At 72.2% G+C, this 14,052-nt stretch carries 12 protein-coding genes; 11 read left to right on the top strand and 1 reads right to left on the bottom strand.

Features of this window, described 5'->3' with window-relative positions:
- Window positions 1-181: 181 nt before the first annotated feature.
- The 6 genes from BUE43_RS30415 to BUE43_RS30440 all read left to right on the top strand — a co-directional run bounded on the left by BUE43_RS30415 (window position 182) and on the right by BUE43_RS30440 (window position 5,272).
- Window positions 182-1,297, top strand: coding sequence for a lectin (locus BUE43_RS30415; RefSeq protein WP_073489791.1), 1,116 nt, complete (start codon window positions 182-184; stop codon window positions 1,295-1,297).
- A 59-nt stretch (window positions 1,298-1,356) separates the two neighbouring features.
- Window positions 1,357-1,863: a hypothetical protein gene (locus BUE43_RS30420; protein ID WP_073489792.1), complete on the top strand. Its 507-nt coding sequence runs from the start codon at window positions 1,357-1,359 to the stop codon at window positions 1,861-1,863.
- A gap of 41 nt (window positions 1,864-1,904) precedes the next feature.
- Complete coding sequence (locus BUE43_RS30425; RefSeq protein WP_159447816.1) at window positions 1,905-2,150, top strand: acyl carrier protein; 246 nt, start codon at window positions 1,905-1,907, stop codon at window positions 2,148-2,150.
- A gap of 119 nt (window positions 2,151-2,269) precedes the next feature.
- Window positions 2,270-2,779 carry a hypothetical protein gene (locus BUE43_RS30430; RefSeq protein WP_073489794.1) on the top strand — a complete coding sequence of 170 codons (510 nt, stop codon included), beginning with the start codon at window positions 2,270-2,272 and terminating at the stop codon, window positions 2,777-2,779.
- Window positions 2,780-2,901: 122 nt separating this feature from the next.
- Window positions 2,902-4,134 carry a beta-ketoacyl-[acyl-carrier-protein] synthase family protein gene (locus tag BUE43_RS30435; RefSeq protein ID WP_073489795.1) on the top strand — a complete coding sequence of 411 codons (1,233 nt, stop codon included), beginning with the start codon at window positions 2,902-2,904 and terminating at the stop codon, window positions 4,132-4,134.
- A 10-nt stretch (window positions 4,135-4,144) separates the two neighbouring features.
- A complete protein-coding gene (locus BUE43_RS30440) occupies window positions 4,145-5,272 on the top strand; it encodes a beta-ketoacyl synthase N-terminal-like domain-containing protein (protein WP_073489796.1) in 1,128 nt (375 codons plus the stop codon).
- Between the two features lie 109 nt (window positions 5,273-5,381).
- Here the strand turns inward: BUE43_RS30440 and BUE43_RS30445 are convergent, their stop codons facing one another.
- Window positions 5,382-5,720 (bottom strand): hypothetical protein, encoded by a 339-nt coding sequence (locus tag BUE43_RS30445; protein ID WP_143174495.1) that lies wholly within the window; start codon window positions 5,718-5,720, stop codon window positions 5,382-5,384.
- 296 nt (window positions 5,721-6,016) lie between these two features.
- Between BUE43_RS30445 and BUE43_RS30450 the strand changes: the two genes are divergently transcribed.
- From BUE43_RS30450 to BUE43_RS34485, 5 genes are all read left to right on the top strand, one after another.
- Window positions 6,017-6,427 carry a hypothetical protein gene (locus BUE43_RS30450; protein WP_073489798.1) on the top strand — a complete coding sequence of 137 codons (411 nt, stop codon included), beginning with the start codon at window positions 6,017-6,019 and terminating at the stop codon, window positions 6,425-6,427.
- A 492-nt stretch (window positions 6,428-6,919) separates the two neighbouring features.
- Window positions 6,920-7,831 carry an NAD(P)-dependent oxidoreductase gene (locus BUE43_RS30455; RefSeq protein WP_073489799.1) on the top strand — a complete coding sequence of 304 codons (912 nt, stop codon included), beginning with the start codon at window positions 6,920-6,922 and terminating at the stop codon, window positions 7,829-7,831.
- A gap of 56 nt (window positions 7,832-7,887) precedes the next feature.
- Window positions 7,888-12,417, top strand: a complete 4,530-nt coding sequence (locus BUE43_RS30460) for a type I polyketide synthase (RefSeq protein ID WP_073489800.1) — start codon at window positions 7,888-7,890, stop codon at window positions 12,415-12,417.
- Entirely contained in the window at window positions 12,414-13,178 is a 765-nt protein-coding gene (locus tag BUE43_RS30465; RefSeq protein ID WP_143174496.1) for a thioesterase II family protein, read from the top strand. The genes BUE43_RS30460 and BUE43_RS30465 overlap by 4 nt, the downstream gene beginning before the upstream one ends.
- A gap of 274 nt (window positions 13,179-13,452) precedes the next feature.
- A complete protein-coding gene (locus BUE43_RS34485) occupies window positions 13,453-13,989 on the top strand; it encodes an EF-hand domain-containing protein (RefSeq protein WP_073489802.1) in 537 nt (178 codons plus the stop codon).
- The last annotated feature ends 63 nt before the right edge of the window (window positions 13,990-14,052 follow it).

Raw genomic sequence — 14,052 nt, forward strand, 5'->3', positions numbered from 1 at the left:
AGAACCACACGAGTGGGTGACCTTTCGTGCCCCGTGTGCGCGGACGTTCTCCCGCTAGGGTTGTTGATGTTGACGCGGGACCGCAGCGCCGCGCCCGAACCGCGTACGACACGCACTCTCGGGTGTCCTTCGGTCCACTTTGGTCAACGTCGTCGTTTTCGGTGACGAAAGGCGTGGAGGCATGGGTTTTCCCATCGGCTCGTTCGACGACATGTACGTCAGGAAAACCGCTGAAGGCGAGCGCACCAAGGCGACGCCGGAAGGTTTTGTGCGGCAACTCGAAACGATCGGCCTCACCTGCCCGGAGACCGAGAAGGAAAAGCTGCGGGGCAACATCGACAAGGTGTTGGAGGGCAGCGCGGGCTACACGACCGAGAGCTACGCCATCACCCAGCCCGCCAGTCAGCAGGACTTCTCGGCGGGCTCCGTGGTCGCGGGGGCGCGCGACCTGGTCTCGTCGCTGTCCTCCGCCGACCTGGCGACACGGCTGTTCATCGGCCAGCTGGCGAGCACCGAACCCGGCACCAGGGACTTCGTGGACGCGCTGGCCAACCACGACTCCGCCACCCACGACTTCGTCGCCCAGGTCAGGGAGTCCCGGCCCGAGGCGCTGGACTTCGTCGGCAGGGTCGTCAACGACGAGGACTCGCTCGGCTCCCTCCAGTCCTATGTGGACGCGCTGGAGGTCGGTGGCCTCGCGGTGGTGGCGCAGCTGTCCGAACTCGGTCTCAGCGCGGTCGCGACGGGCACCTGGATCCCCTACGACAGGATCAAGTACACCCAGTGCCTGCAGAACATCCAGGCGCCGGCGGGCTGGAAGAAGCTGGAGGACACGCTCGGGTCCAGCTTCCTGGGCAAGCGGGAGCCGAAGACCGGCGAGTGGTGGAGCTCGGACAAGAAGCCCTACACCAGCGGCGAGGCGTTCGTGCGGCTGTTCACCGAGGTCGCCTACCGGGCGTCGGCCACGGTGTCCGGCGGCCTGGCCAAGACCGAGACCGAGGCCGAGCTCGCCAACCGGATCAAGCCCTCCACGATCCCGGACAGCGACTACAACAGCGGCGACCAGAGCATGGTCATCTTCCTCGCCTCCGGGGTCGACGAGGAGAAGAAGGAAGTCGCCGGCATCGGTGTGCTCACGGTGGTCTACAACATCTACATCAAGGACTACCGCAAGAAGACGAAGAACGACTCCGACCGGTGGTCCACCACGAAGGTCAGGGCCCGGTGCGTGCAGCTCACCGACCCGGACGACCTGAACAACTACCACAGGATCGCGACCGGGAGCCCGTGTTTCTGACGCGCGGACCGGGCGTCGGCGACAGCCCGCCCACCGGGGAAGGAACCGAAGGGAAGAACATGGGTTTTCCGACGAAGCAGGTCGAGATCCTCACGTCCCGGCCGACCGTCCTGAACAGCGAGGTCTTCGACAAGGGCCTCCCGCTGCCGGCCACCGAGCAGAAGATGAGCGCCGTCATCCTGTACGCGCCCACCCTGCAGATCATCGGCTCCCTGGACAACACCAACTCCGACGCCGCGACGTCGTGGTCGCGGTCGGTCACCACCGGCTTCACCTTCAGCACGTCGGTGACGATCGGCGTCTCGACCACGGCGGAGGTCACGGTGGAGTTCGTCAAGGGCAGCGTGACGGTGTCCTCCAGCCTCACCTTCAGCAGCCAGTGGTCGAAGTCCGTGACCGAGACGATGATGTTCTCGGTCCCGGCGGGGAAGAAGACCTTCATGTACCAGGGCTACATCTGGTCCGAGGTCCTGGACTACGAGAACCAGCAGTACAGCTGGGCGGGCGAGCGCGCCCGGTGCCTGACCAACGTGCTGGTGACCACCAAGTCCCCACTGCCCGTCTAGCCGGGGAGGAAGGGATGTTGTCCGGTCAGGGAAACGCGGCGGTGACCGAGGGGAAGCGGGACCGGGTTCGGGAGATCGTCCTGGAGCTCGCCGAACTCGACGACGGCGCGTTGGACGAGACGAGCCGGTTCGTCGAGGACTGCGGCATCGACTCGATGACGCTGGTCGAGATCGTGGCGGCGGTGGAGCGGGAGTACGCGCTGGTCTTCGAGGAGGACCAGATCCGCCGGATGGTCAACCTCGCCGCTCTCCGCGAGGTGTTCGCCGAGGCGCTCGCCCGGCGGTGAGCCGTCGGTGACGAGAAGCGCGGTGACGAGAAAACGCGGTGACGACGAACGCGGCGGGAAGAGGCGTGGTGACAAGAGGCGCCGTGACAAGAGGCACATGAGCGAGGAGGAGTCAACGCGTGGGTTTTCCGACGAAGCAGGTCGAGATCCTCACCTCCAGACCGACCATTGTGGACAGTGACGTCTTCGACAAGGGCATTCCGCTGCCGGGGACCGAGAGCCAGATGCGGGCGATCATCCTCTACGCGCCCACGTTGCAGATCATCGGCTCCCTGGACAACACCAACTCCGACGCCGAGACCGCCTGGTCCCGGTCGGTGACCGTCGGGTTCACCTTCAGCACCTCCGAGACGCTCAGCGTGTCGACCTCGCTGGAGGCCGACGCCGTGTTCGTCAAGGGAAGCGTCACGGTGACCACGACCCTCACCTTCAGCCAGGAGTGGTCGAAGTCCGTGACCGAGACGATGGTGTTCTCGGTCCCGGCGGGGAAGAAGACCTTCATGTACCAGGGCTACATCTGGTCGGAGATCGCGGTCTACCAGAACCAGCAGTACAGCTGGGCGGGCGAGCGGGCCCGGTGCCTGACCAACGTGCTGGCCACGACGAGGGAACCGCTGCCCGTCGGCTAGCCGGCACCGGCGAGTCCGCGCCCGACGCGGATCGACGGCCCGGCAGCCCGGGAACACCACCGCATTCCGAAGGAGGCGGTCCGGGAGGACCGCCACGGCGACGAGACGGGGACGAGCAGGTGATGGACCAGCGGGTCGTGGTGACGGGTGTGGGCGTGGTGAGCAGCGTCGCCCAGAGCGTCCCGGAGTTCGTGGCGGCGCTGCGGGCCGGCCGTTCGGGTGCTGGTCCGGTCACGTTGTTCGACACCACCGGGTTCGCGCACGCCCCGGGGTGCGAGGTGGTGGGTTTCGACCCGCGGCGGTGGTTGGGACCCGCCGCCGTCGCGGGTCTGGGCCGGGCCGCCCAGTTCTCGGCGTCGGCCGCGCGCATGGCCGTCGCCGACGCCGGGCTCACGGCCGCGGGTCTGCTCGACCGCCGGGTGCTGGTGTCGGTGGGCACCACCGACGGCGGCTCGTACGAGCTGGACCAGCTCGTCGCCGCCGAGATCGCCGGCGGCCCGGGGGCGATGCCGGCCGCGCTGGTCCGCCGGGTGCCGGCCGGGGCGTTGTCGGTCGGCGTCGCGCGGGAACTGGGACTGGCCCGCGCCCACGCGGTCACCCTGGGGACGGCGTGCTCGGCCGGCAACTACGCCATCGGCGAGGGACTGGACGCGCTGCGCGCGGGGGAGGCCGACATCGCGTTGTGCGGAGGCGCGGACGCGATGTGCCGACGCAACTTCACCGGCTTCTACCGGCTCGGGCTGATCGCGCCGCACTCCTGCCAGCCCTTCGACGTCGACCGGCAGGGCATCGTGACCGGCGAGGGCGCCGGGATGCTGGTGTTGGAGACCGAGGGGTCCGCCCGCCGGCGCGGCGCCCGGATCTACGCCGAGGTCCGGGGTTTCGGCCTGACCTGCGACGCCCACCACCAGACCACCCCGCACCAGGACGGGGTGGCCCGGTGCATGCGACTGGCCCTGGCCGACGCGGGTGTCGAGCCAGGGGAGGTGGACGTGATCTCCGCGCACGGCACCGGCACCAAGGCCAACGACCGCACCGAGAGCCGGGCGATCCACGAGGTGTTCGGCCGGCGCCCGCCGCGCACCGTCGGCCTGAAGTCCATGCTCGGGCACACCATGGGCGCGGCCAGCGCGCTCGCGGGCATCGCCTGCGTGCTGGCCATCCGGGACCAGTTCATCCCGCCCACGATCAACCACCACCGCACCGACCCCGACTGCGCCCTGGACTGCGTCCCGAACCGGGCGGTGTCGGCGCGGGTGCGGATCGCGCAGAACAACGGGCTGGCCTTCGGCGGCAACAACGCCGTCGTGGTCTTCGGGGAACACCAACCCGAGCAGCGGCCGGAAGGGCGGTGAGGAGTCCACTATGGACAGATCTGTCGCGGAAGGCGCTCCGGTGGTCACGGCGTGGTCGGCGGTCTCGCCGTTCGGCATCGGCCGGGACGCCTTCACCACCGGCGTGCGCGCCGGGGCCAGCACGGCCCGGGCACTCGGCGGCGAGCACGGGGTGACGCCGGTGGACGAGGCCTGTCTCGTTCCCGGGTTCGACGTCCGCGCGGTGCTGGGCCGCAACGGCACCCGCAACGTGGACCGGGTGAGCGGGCTCGCGCTCGCCGCGGCCCGGGAGCTCCTTCCGCAGGACACCAAGGGCACAGAGGGCACGCAGGGGAGCGCCGACGACGCGGAATCGCGGGACCGGGACGACACGGCGGTGGTGCTGGCCACCTCCGGCACCGTGCAGGAGATGCGGGACTTCACCCGCTCCTCCCTGTTGGAGACCCGGCCCTTCTACGTCAACCCCGGCGCGGTGCCCAGCGGCGTGCCGAACTGCGCGGCCGGCCTCGTCGCGATCTGGCACCGGCTCAGGGGACCCAACGCCACGATCACCACCGGCAGGACCGCCGGACTGCACGCGCTGGCGTACGCCCGCCGGCTCCTCACGGCCGGCCGCGCCCGCCAGGTGGTGGTGGGCGCGAGCGAGGAGTACAGCGCGATGCGGGCGTGGCTGGAGTTCCACCACCACGCGCCCGCCCCACCCGGCGTGCTGGGCGAGGGGAGCGCGTTGTTCCTCCTGGAGCGCTGGACGCGACACTCTCCGCCGCCGCTGGTCGCCGTGCTGGGGGTGGAAAGCCAGGTCTGCCTGGACGGCGACGTCGAGGAGGCGCTGCGCCGCTGTCTCCTCGAAGGGTTGCGGCGACACGGGATCAGCCCGGACGAGGTGTGGGCCGCCTCGACGTCGCATGCGGCAGGGGACCTCGGGCGGCAGGAACGCGCCGCGGTGACCTCGCTGTTCGGCGAACAGCCGCTCACCCGGGTTCCGGACCTGACGCCGATCGGGGAGACCGGATCGGCGACGGGAGCGTTCCAGGTCGCCGCGGTCCTCAGCCGACGGGAACCGGCAGGTGAGGGCGCTGGCCGGATCGCCGTCGTCACCTCGGTGGATTCCGGCGGCACGCTGGGCTGCGGGCTGTTCCGCCTCCTGCCCTCCCGCTGAGCCCCGCACCTCGCGCATGTGACCCAGCGGTGTCCACCGTCCACTCCGGACTGATCCCAATCCTTTGTGGACAGCCCATTGAGGTGTGAGCTCGTTCGGATCCCCGCGTTCACAGGTCGACGGGAGAGCCGCCGGCTGACCGGTAGCTCCTGAGCATTCGCTGGTGCGTCTCGCTGTCCAGGCGCTCCAGCGCCGACCCGGCCACCGCGCGGTCGATCACGATGGCCAGCGCCTTCTCGTGCCAGGCCCACAGGCCCTCCGGGGCGTTGTGGGTGGTCAGGCACTTCCGCGCGGTGCACAGGAAAGTGATCATCGCCGCGCCGTCCCCGCCCAGCACGGCGCGCGTCATGCCACCGAGGCGCGCGGCGTCCTCGGGTTGGTCGAGCTGGGCGACGAACCGCTGGACCGCGGCCAGGTAGCGACCGAACACGGTCCCACAGCGAGCCATGGCAGGACCGTAACCAGCTCCGGGCCCGGGATGTTCATGATTCAACCGACCGGGGTATCAATCGGGGACGACATCCAGCACACGAGTGAGCCCCGTCCGCCCCCGGCCACGTGCCGTGTCCGTCGCCCACAGCGGCGCTGCGCGGGGTGGCTCCTGGTCGGGGCGAGTAATCGGCGACCAGGAACGGCCAGTCCCACGGCCGAGCTGACCCCTTCAGCTCGTGCGAGGAGTTCGACCGCCTCCGCGCCGACGAGCTCGTCGCCCAGACCGTCCTGCCCAACGAGGAACCCGCCTGGGTGATCTTCCGGCACGCTGACGTCCGCCGCGTGCTCATGGACGCCACGCGGTTCAGCCACACCTCCGCCGGACAGGGGCCGGTGCCCCCGCCCCGCACCGGCAGCCAGCGGAACCGGGTGTCCCCGCCGGGCGACGGCCTGCTGGCCCAGCTGGTCCGCCACTCCGACCGGCTGGCCGCGTTGCGCAGGGACCCACTGCTCGCCGAGCGCGCGGTGGAGGAGCTCCTGCGCTACCTGTCCGTCGTCCACTTCGGAGTGATCCTGCCCGCGGTCGTGGACGTCGTGCTGGGCCGGACCCTGATCAGGCCGGCGACTCCGTGCTCTGCGCCCTGCCGTCCGCCAACCGGGACGAGGAGTGGTGCGCGGAGGCGGACCGGTTCGACATCACCCGCCCACCGTCACCCCACCTGACCTTCGGGTGCGGCCCACCACTGCCTGGTCGCCCCGCTCGTCAGGGTGGAGCTGGCCGTCGCGCTCCCCGCGCTGGTCCGTCGCTTTCCCACGCTCCGTTCGGACGTCCCGTTCGATGACATCCGGTTCCGCTCGGGCACAGTGACCTGCGGGGTGCGCTCCCTGCCGGCCCGCTGCTATCGGCAGCGCATTCTGGTGAATTCCGGGTGGGCGCGGCGGATAACGCGTCCCTGATCGGGCCATGTTGATCCCCTGAACAGGTGGGCCGGGGTCGGCACCCGCCCGGACCAGGGCAAGCCCTGGCCCGCGAGGTCGTTTCACTCGGAAGGACCGTCCGCGTTGACGTCCATTCCCGGCGGCGATAGAACCGCCTGTGGCAGAACGCCACGACGCGTCGGCGGACGGGTTCGCCGGCTGATCCCCACCATTCCCGGGCTTTTCCCGGGGAGGGAGTCCTGTGGTTCGGCCGACGGGAAGGGGGCCGGGAACACGGTGGCTGACGTCGCGGTGATCGGAACCGGGGTGATGGGTTCGGCGGTGGCCAGGGCCTGCGTGGGCGCGGGGTTGTCGGTGGCGGCGTGGAACCGCACTCCCGAGCGTGGCGTGGCCCTCGCGCCGCAGGGGGTCGACTGGTGCGCCACCGTGGACGAGGCGGTGCGCTCCAGCCCCGTCGTGGTGCTCGCCCTGCTCAACTACGCCATCTCGCGGCAGGTCCTGGAGCCGGCCGGGCCGGGGCTCGCCGGCCGGATCGTGGTGCAGACGGCGAGTGGCGTGCCCGACCAGGTCGAGCCGCTGGCGACGTGGGTCGCCGACGCCGGTGGCCGCTACCTGGAGGCCGCCATCCTCAACTATCCGCAGACCGTGGGCACCGAGCAGTGCTTCACGGTCTACGCGGGACCCGCCGAGTGGTACGGCGAGATCAGCCCGCTGACCAGGGCGTTGGGCGGCACCGCCCTCTACCTGGGCGAGGACGCCCCCTACGCCAAGGCCTACCACTCGGTCTCCGCCGCGTTCTACTACGGAATCGTCAACACGCTGCTGGAGTGCTCCGCGCTCGCCACCAGCCTGGGCGTGCCACTGGACGACTTCGCCCGCTCGGTCCCGCTGTACCAACCGGGGCTGCAGCACACCATCGACGTCGGCGTCGAGCTGATGGGGCGCGGCGACTACCGGTACGAGCAGGCGCCCCTCACCACGCACATCGACATCCTCCGCAACCTGTCCGCGGTCGCCGAGGAGTCCGGTGTCGCGGGGTCGTTCCTCCCGGTGCTGCGCGACCGGGTCCAACGCGCGCTCGACGACGGGTTCCGCCGGGAGCACGTCGCCGTGCTCCACCAGCAGTTCCGAGCCACGCCCGCTCGACGGACCGAGGGGCGGGGCGAGCCGACACGACTGACGCCGTGAAGCTCGGCCGCGCCCGCTCCGGGTGAGGCGCGCCGGCGTGGACGGAGGCGACGAGGGTGCACGTCGAGGACGCCGAACCCGACCTGGACATCGCCGTGGTGGGGATGAGCTGCCGCTTTCCCGGCGCCCCCGACCTCGACGCCTACTGGCGGCTCATCGTCGAGGGCCGGGAGGGCACCACCCGGTTCGCTCCCGACGAGCTGCGCCGCGCGGGCGCGGGGGACGACCGGCTCCACCACCCCGACCTCGTCCCCGTCGGCGGAGTGCTGCCCGACGGCGAGGACTTCGACGCCGCGTTCTTCGGCTACTCGGCGCGGGAGGCCGCGCTGATGGACCCGCAGCAGCGCATGTTCCTGGAAGCCGCGTGGCACGCGGTGGAGGACGCCGGGTACGCGCCCGAGACCCTCCCGGGCCGGGTCGGGGTGTACGCGGGGCAGACGGTGTGCACCCACCGGCCGATCGACCGCGACGCCTTCCTGGGCTCCATCGGCGACCTGCTGCTGTCGGCCAACGACAAGGACTTCCTGCCCACCCGCGTCTCCCACCGGCTGGGCTTCACCGGTCCCAGCATCGCGGTGCAGGCCACGTGCGCCACCTCGTTGGTCGCCGTCCACCTGGCCTGCCAGGCGTTGTTGACGTTCGAGTGCGACGCCGCGCTGGCCGGCGGCGTGTCCTGGGCCTCGGTGCGCCGCCTGGGCTACCTGCACCAGCCCGGCGGCACGCTGTCCGCCGACGGCCACACCCGGCCGTTCGCCCGCAACGCCTCCGGGTTCGTCCCCGCCGACGGCCTCGGCGTGGTGGTGTTGCGGAGGCTGGCCGACGCCGTGGCGGGCGGGGACCGGATCTACGCCGTGGTGCGGGGCGGCGCGGTGAACAACGACGGCGCGGACCGGCTCAGCTACACCGCGCCGGGCGTGGCCGGGCAACGCCGGGTGATCGCGGACGCGCTGGCCGCCGCCGGTGTCCCCGCCGCGTCCATCGGGTACGTGGAGGCGCACGGCACCGCGACGCCGCTGGGCGACGTTGTGGAGTTCACCGCGCTGACCGAGGCGTACCGGGCGGCGGGAGTGCCGGACACCGGCGCGTGCGGCCTGGGCGCGGTCAAGGCGAACATCGGCCACACCGACGCCGCCGCCGGCGTGGCGGGCTTCATCAAGGCCGCGCTGATGCTGCGCCACGGGTTCCTGCCACCGCATCCCCTGTTGCGCGAACCGAATCCGGACCTCCGCTTCGCCGCGAGCCCGTTCACCGCGCAGGTCGAGGGCCGGCCCTGGCTCCGGGGAGCGCACCCGCGCCGGGCGGCGGTGAGCGCGTTCGGCATCGGAGGCACGAACGCGCACCTGGTCCTGGAGGAAGCTCCGCCGCGCCCACCGTCCGATCCCGGCCGCAGCAGCCACCTTCTCGTGCTGTCGGCCCGGGAATCCCCAGCACTCCGGGAGATGACGACGGCGTGCGCGGCCTTCCTCGACGCCCATCCCGACGCCGATCTGGCCGACGTGGCCTACACGCTCGCGGTGGGGCGACGGCACTTCGGACATCGCGTCGCCGTGGTGGTCCCCGACCGCGTCAGAGCAGTCGACGCGCTGCATGAGATCAGTGGTGCGCCGAGTTGTGGTGACGCGACGTCGTCTCCTGGCAGCCTGGCCTTCCTGTTCCCGGGAGTGGGCGCCGGATACACGGGAATGGGCCGCGACCTGTACGAGCACGCGCCGGTCTACCGGGATGCCGTCGAGGAATGCCTCCAACTCCTGCCCGACAGCGCGGCGCGGGACCAACTCCTCGCGACGATGTTCCCCGCAGGGCAAGGTGATCGCGCCGAGCCGATCACCGATCCGGTGTGGGGGATGCCCGCCCAGTTCGTCACCCAGATCGCCCTCGGCCGACTCCTGCTCTCCTGCGGGCTGCGGCCGACTGTCCACTTGGGACACAGTCTCGGCGAGTACGCGGCGGCGCACTTCGCCGGCGTCCTCTCCCTGGGCGACGCGCTCACCGTGGTGCGACGGCGCGGCGAGCTCATGGCCACGACCCCGGAGGGGGCCATGCTCAGCGTGGCCGCCAGCGAGCAGGACCTCGCGCCGCTGTTGACCGACGGCGTGTCCCTGGCCGCCGTCAACGGCCGCGCCCTGTGCGTCCTCACCGGACCCGCCGACCGGATCCGGGACGTCGAAGCCCGCCTGGCCGGTCGCGAGATCGCCTGCCGTCGGCTGCCCTTCGCCAGCGCCGCGCACTCGGTGTTCCTGGAGCCCGTGCTCCAGGAGTTCCGGAAAACCGTGGCCCGCATCGAGTTCCGCCGGCCCACCGCGCCGCTGGTCTCCGCCGCCCTCGGGCGCCCGGTGGGAGAGGAGGTCACGAACCCGGACTACTGGGTGGCGCACCTCCGGTCGCCGGTGCGGTTCGCCGCCGGCCTGGACCACGTGCTGGCCGGTGAACGCCCGGTGCTGCTGGACGTCGGACCGGGCACCACGATGTCGACGCTGGCGCGTGCCCATATCGGGTCCCGTGCCGGGGTCCCTGTCGGTGCCCACTCCGACCCCCACTCCGACGCGCTCGTCGTCGCCGCGAGCCGCCATCCTCGGGACAAGCGCACGGATCGGGAGGTTCTGCTCGACGCGATCGGTCGCATGTGGACAGTCGGCGTCGAGGTCGAGCTGTCCGCGTTGTTCGCCGGCGAGCGCCGGGCGCGCGTCCCCGCCGTGCGGTACCCGTTCCGGCGGGTGCCGCACCGACTGGACGAGGAACCCACCCCGGTGCGGCGCGGAAGCCGGAACCAGCCGGGGGACTGGCTGTACGGGGTGAGCTGGAAGCGCACGGTCGATCTCGGCGGCGCTGTCGGGGACACACGGACAGCCACGACGCCCAGTGGCCGGCGGTGGGTCGTCCTGTCCGACCGCTCACCCCTGGCCCGGGACCTCGTCGACCTGCTCCGCGACCAGGGCGTCGAACCCGTCGAGGTCACGGCCGGGGCGTCGTTCCGGCGGACCGCCCCCGGCCACGTCGAACTCGCCCCGGACCAGCCCGACCAGTACGCCCTCCTGCTGGACGCGCTCGGAAGCGGACCAGGACCGGGGCCGGGGCCGGGACCGGGACCGGTGCGCGTGGTGGACCTGTGGTCCCAACCGCACTCCGGCGGGACCGGTGTCAACCTGACCACGCTCCTCGGCCTCGCCCGCGCCGTCGCGACCAGCCCCACCGACGTCGAGCTGGCGGTGGTGACGCGGGGCGCGTTCCCGGTCGTGGGCACGGAACACCTCGCGCCGGCAGCGACGGGACTGGCGGCCGCCGCCCGCACCCTGGCGCTGGAGCAGCCCCGGATCACGGTCGGCGTCGTCGACCTCGACCCCGCCACAGCCGACACCGCGGCCCGCAACCGAACCCTGTGGGACCTGCTCGCCGCGCCGGACTGGCCGCCCACCCCGGAACTGGTCGCGCTCCGCGGACACCACCGCTGGACCCGGCACTTCGAACCGCTGGCCGCCGAGCACCTGCCAGCGCCGCCACTGCGACAGGGCGGCGTCTACGTCGTCACCGGTGGCCTCGGCGGTGTCGGCCTCCACGTCGCCCAGCACCTCGCGCGCGCCCACCAGGCGCGTCTGGTGCTGCTGGGGCGGTCGGCGCCCGAAGGAGCCGCGACGCCGGAGGTGGAACACCTGCGGGCGCTGGGCGGCGAGGTCGTGCCGCGTCGCGCGGACGTGGCCGACCGCGCCCGGATCAAGGAAGTCCTGCACGAGACACGACAGCGGTTCGGGGCGATCCACGGCGTCGTGCACGCGGCGGGTGTGCCGGGCGGTGGGACGGCCGCGCTGCTCACCCCCGCTGACGTGTCGGCGGCGCTGCGGGCGAAGGTGGACGGGACGTGCGCCCTGGTCGACGCGCTGCGCGCCGTCGACGCGTCCCCCGACTTCGTGGCGCTCTTCTCGTCGCTGGCGGCGTTGTCCGGCGCCCCCGGGCAGTCCTGCTACGCCGCCGCCAACGCCTTCCTGGACACCTTCGCGGCGCACGCCTCCCGGGACCTGGGCCTGCCCGTCGTCTCGATCGACTGGGACCGGTGGTGCGGCCTCGGGATGGCGGCGCGGTCCAGCGCCACCGGTGGCTTCGGTGGGGCCGAGGTGACCGCCGGGATGGACCCCGACCACGCGGTGACGGCCTTCTCCCTCGCGTTGGCCGCCCTGCCGCTGGGACAGGTGGTGGTCTCCACTCGCGCCCCGGAGGACCTGCTCCGGGCGATGGCCGTCCCCGGAGGTGGCGTCGCCGCGGGGAACGGCGGGGACGGGGAGTGCCCGGAGCGGCGGTCGAGCGCGGGCGGGGACGTTCCGCGAGGCCGGCTGGAGAGGGAGATCGCGGGCATCTGGGCCGAGGTGCTCGGTGTCGACGAGGTGGGCGCGCACGACAACTTCTTCGACCTCGGCGGCCACTCGCTGCTGGCGCTGCAGGTCGTCCAGCGCTGCGAGGACCGGCTCGGTGTGGTGGTCCCGGCCCAGGCGCTGTTCGTCACCCCCACGGTGGCCGGCCTGGCGCGGTCCCTGACCGGTGACCCCGAACCGAGCTCCCCGAACGATCCCGACGAACCGGCTGGAGGGGTGCGATGACGATGTTCGTCGGCGGGACCGGAACGCCGTGGCTCCGCCGGTACCGCCCGGTCGTCCGGCCGCGCCTGCGCCTGGTGTGCCTGCCGCACGCGGGCGGCACGCCGGCGCTCTTCCGGGACTGGCCCCGCCAGTTGCCCGGCGACGTCGACGTCCTCGCCGTCTGCTACCCGGGCCGCCAGGACCGCGTCGCCGAACCCTGCCCGGACAGCATGGCGGAGCTGGCGGAGGGCGTCGCCGGCGCGGTGGAGCCGCTGCTGGACCTGCCGGTCGTGCTGTTCGGCCACAGCATGGGCGCGCTCGTCGCCTACGAGGTCGCGGCGCGCCTGGAACAGGGCCTTGGCCGGGCGCCGGCCCACCTGGTCCTCTCCGCGCACGCGCCACCGGACCGGATGCCGCCGCGGCCCCCGTGGGAGGAGGGGGACGCCGCCCTGCTCGCCGCGGTGCGCCGCATCGGCGGCGTGCCCCAGGAGATCCTGGACAATCCGGCCCTGCGGGCGTTGGTGCTGCCCGCCGTCCGGGCCGACTACCACCTGCTGGGCGCCTACCGCCCGGCTGTCCTGCCGACCACCTCCGCCCCTGTCACCGTGCTGCGGGGAGCGGACGACCCGATGACCTCGGAGGCGGACGCCGCGGCGTGGGCACGGCTCACCACGGGCGGGTTCACGCTCCGCACCTTCCCCGGCGACCACTTCTACCTCGTGCCCGGCGAGCGCGACGTCCTGATCGCGGTGCGGGACCTGCTCGCGCGCGTTCCGGTCTGAACCCGGCGGGGGACCGGAGCTTCCGGCTTCCCCCGCCGCGTCACTCGCGGGCGGTAGACCTGGCCCCGATCGAGTGCTGGCGCGAAAGCCGGCCTGCTCGCCCGCCACGGCCTCTGTTATTCAGGATGTGCCCCAAACAGCGGTGATCGAAAAGCGCGGTCCGCCGCGGAAAGCGGAACCGAGCACGGCGCGTCGCGGGGAAGCGGCGCGCCGGGGTGGGTGGAGAAACCAGGGCCGGCCAGCGACCGGCGAGAAACGGGAGAAAGGGCGGGAGATGGCGAAGGACGCCGTGGAGCGCAAGCACCAACGCCTGTTCGACAACGTCGACCAGGACAACGACGGGGAGATCACGCGCGAGGACTACCAGGAACTGGCGCACCGCATCATCCAGGCGGTCCAGGTGACCCCCAGCTCGGAGCAGGCCCGCAGGCTGGAGGACGAGTACGACCGGGCGTGGGAGGCCGTCGCCGACGCCGCCGGCGTCGAGCCGTCCGACAGCCTGACCCTGGAGGACTTCTGCCAGGCGATGGCGCGGCAGGCCGCGGACGAGAAGGCGTTCAACCGGAACTTCGGTCCGCTCGGGGAGGCGGAGTTCTCGGTGGCGGACACCGACCACGACGGCCGGGTGTCCGTCCAGGAGCTCCAGAAGGTGCTGGAGGCGACCGGGGCGGCGCGCGGGGACGCGTCGCAGGGCGCCACGCAGCTCGACAACGACAACGACGGTTTTGTCAGCAAGGACGAGTACCTGAAGGCCTGGCGTGATGCCTTCACCAGTGCCAAGGCGGAGAGCCCGGTGATGGGCAAGGTCTGAGCGCCAGCCCGCCCTGACCGGATCGAGGGGGTTCCTGGCCGCCGTGCTCGCGGTTTGCGGGCA

Origin of the sequence: Streptoalloteichus hindustanus (genome assembly GCF_900129375.1) — a bacterium.
In the GTDB taxonomy this organism is placed as follows: Bacteria; Actinomycetota; Actinomycetes; order Mycobacteriales; family Pseudonocardiaceae; genus Streptoalloteichus; species Streptoalloteichus hindustanus.

Bases quoted from the DNA above. Each gene is read 5' to 3' on its own strand.
- BUE43_RS30415 (WP_073489791.1), top strand. From the start codon at position 182: ATGGGTTTTCCCATCGGCTCGTTCGACGACATGTACGTCAGGAAAACC.
- BUE43_RS30420 (WP_073489792.1), top strand. From the start codon at position 1,357: ATGGGTTTTCCGACGAAGCAGGTCGAGATCCTCACGTCCCGGCCGACC.
- BUE43_RS30435 (WP_073489795.1), top strand. From the start codon at position 2,902: ATGGACCAGCGGGTCGTGGTGACGGGTGTGGGCGTGGTGAGCAGCGTC.
- BUE43_RS30440 (WP_073489796.1), top strand. From the start codon at position 4,145: ATGGACAGATCTGTCGCGGAAGGCGCTCCGGTGGTCACGGCGTGGTCG.
- BUE43_RS30445 (WP_143174495.1), bottom strand. From the start codon at position 5,720: ATGGCTCGCTGTGGGACCGTGTTCGGTCGCTACCTGGCCGCGGTCCAG.
- BUE43_RS30465 (WP_143174496.1), top strand. From the start codon at position 12,414: ATGACGATGTTCGTCGGCGGGACCGGAACGCCGTGGCTCCGCCGGTAC.
- BUE43_RS34485 (WP_073489802.1), top strand. From the start codon at position 13,453: ATGGCGAAGGACGCCGTGGAGCGCAAGCACCAACGCCTGTTCGACAAC.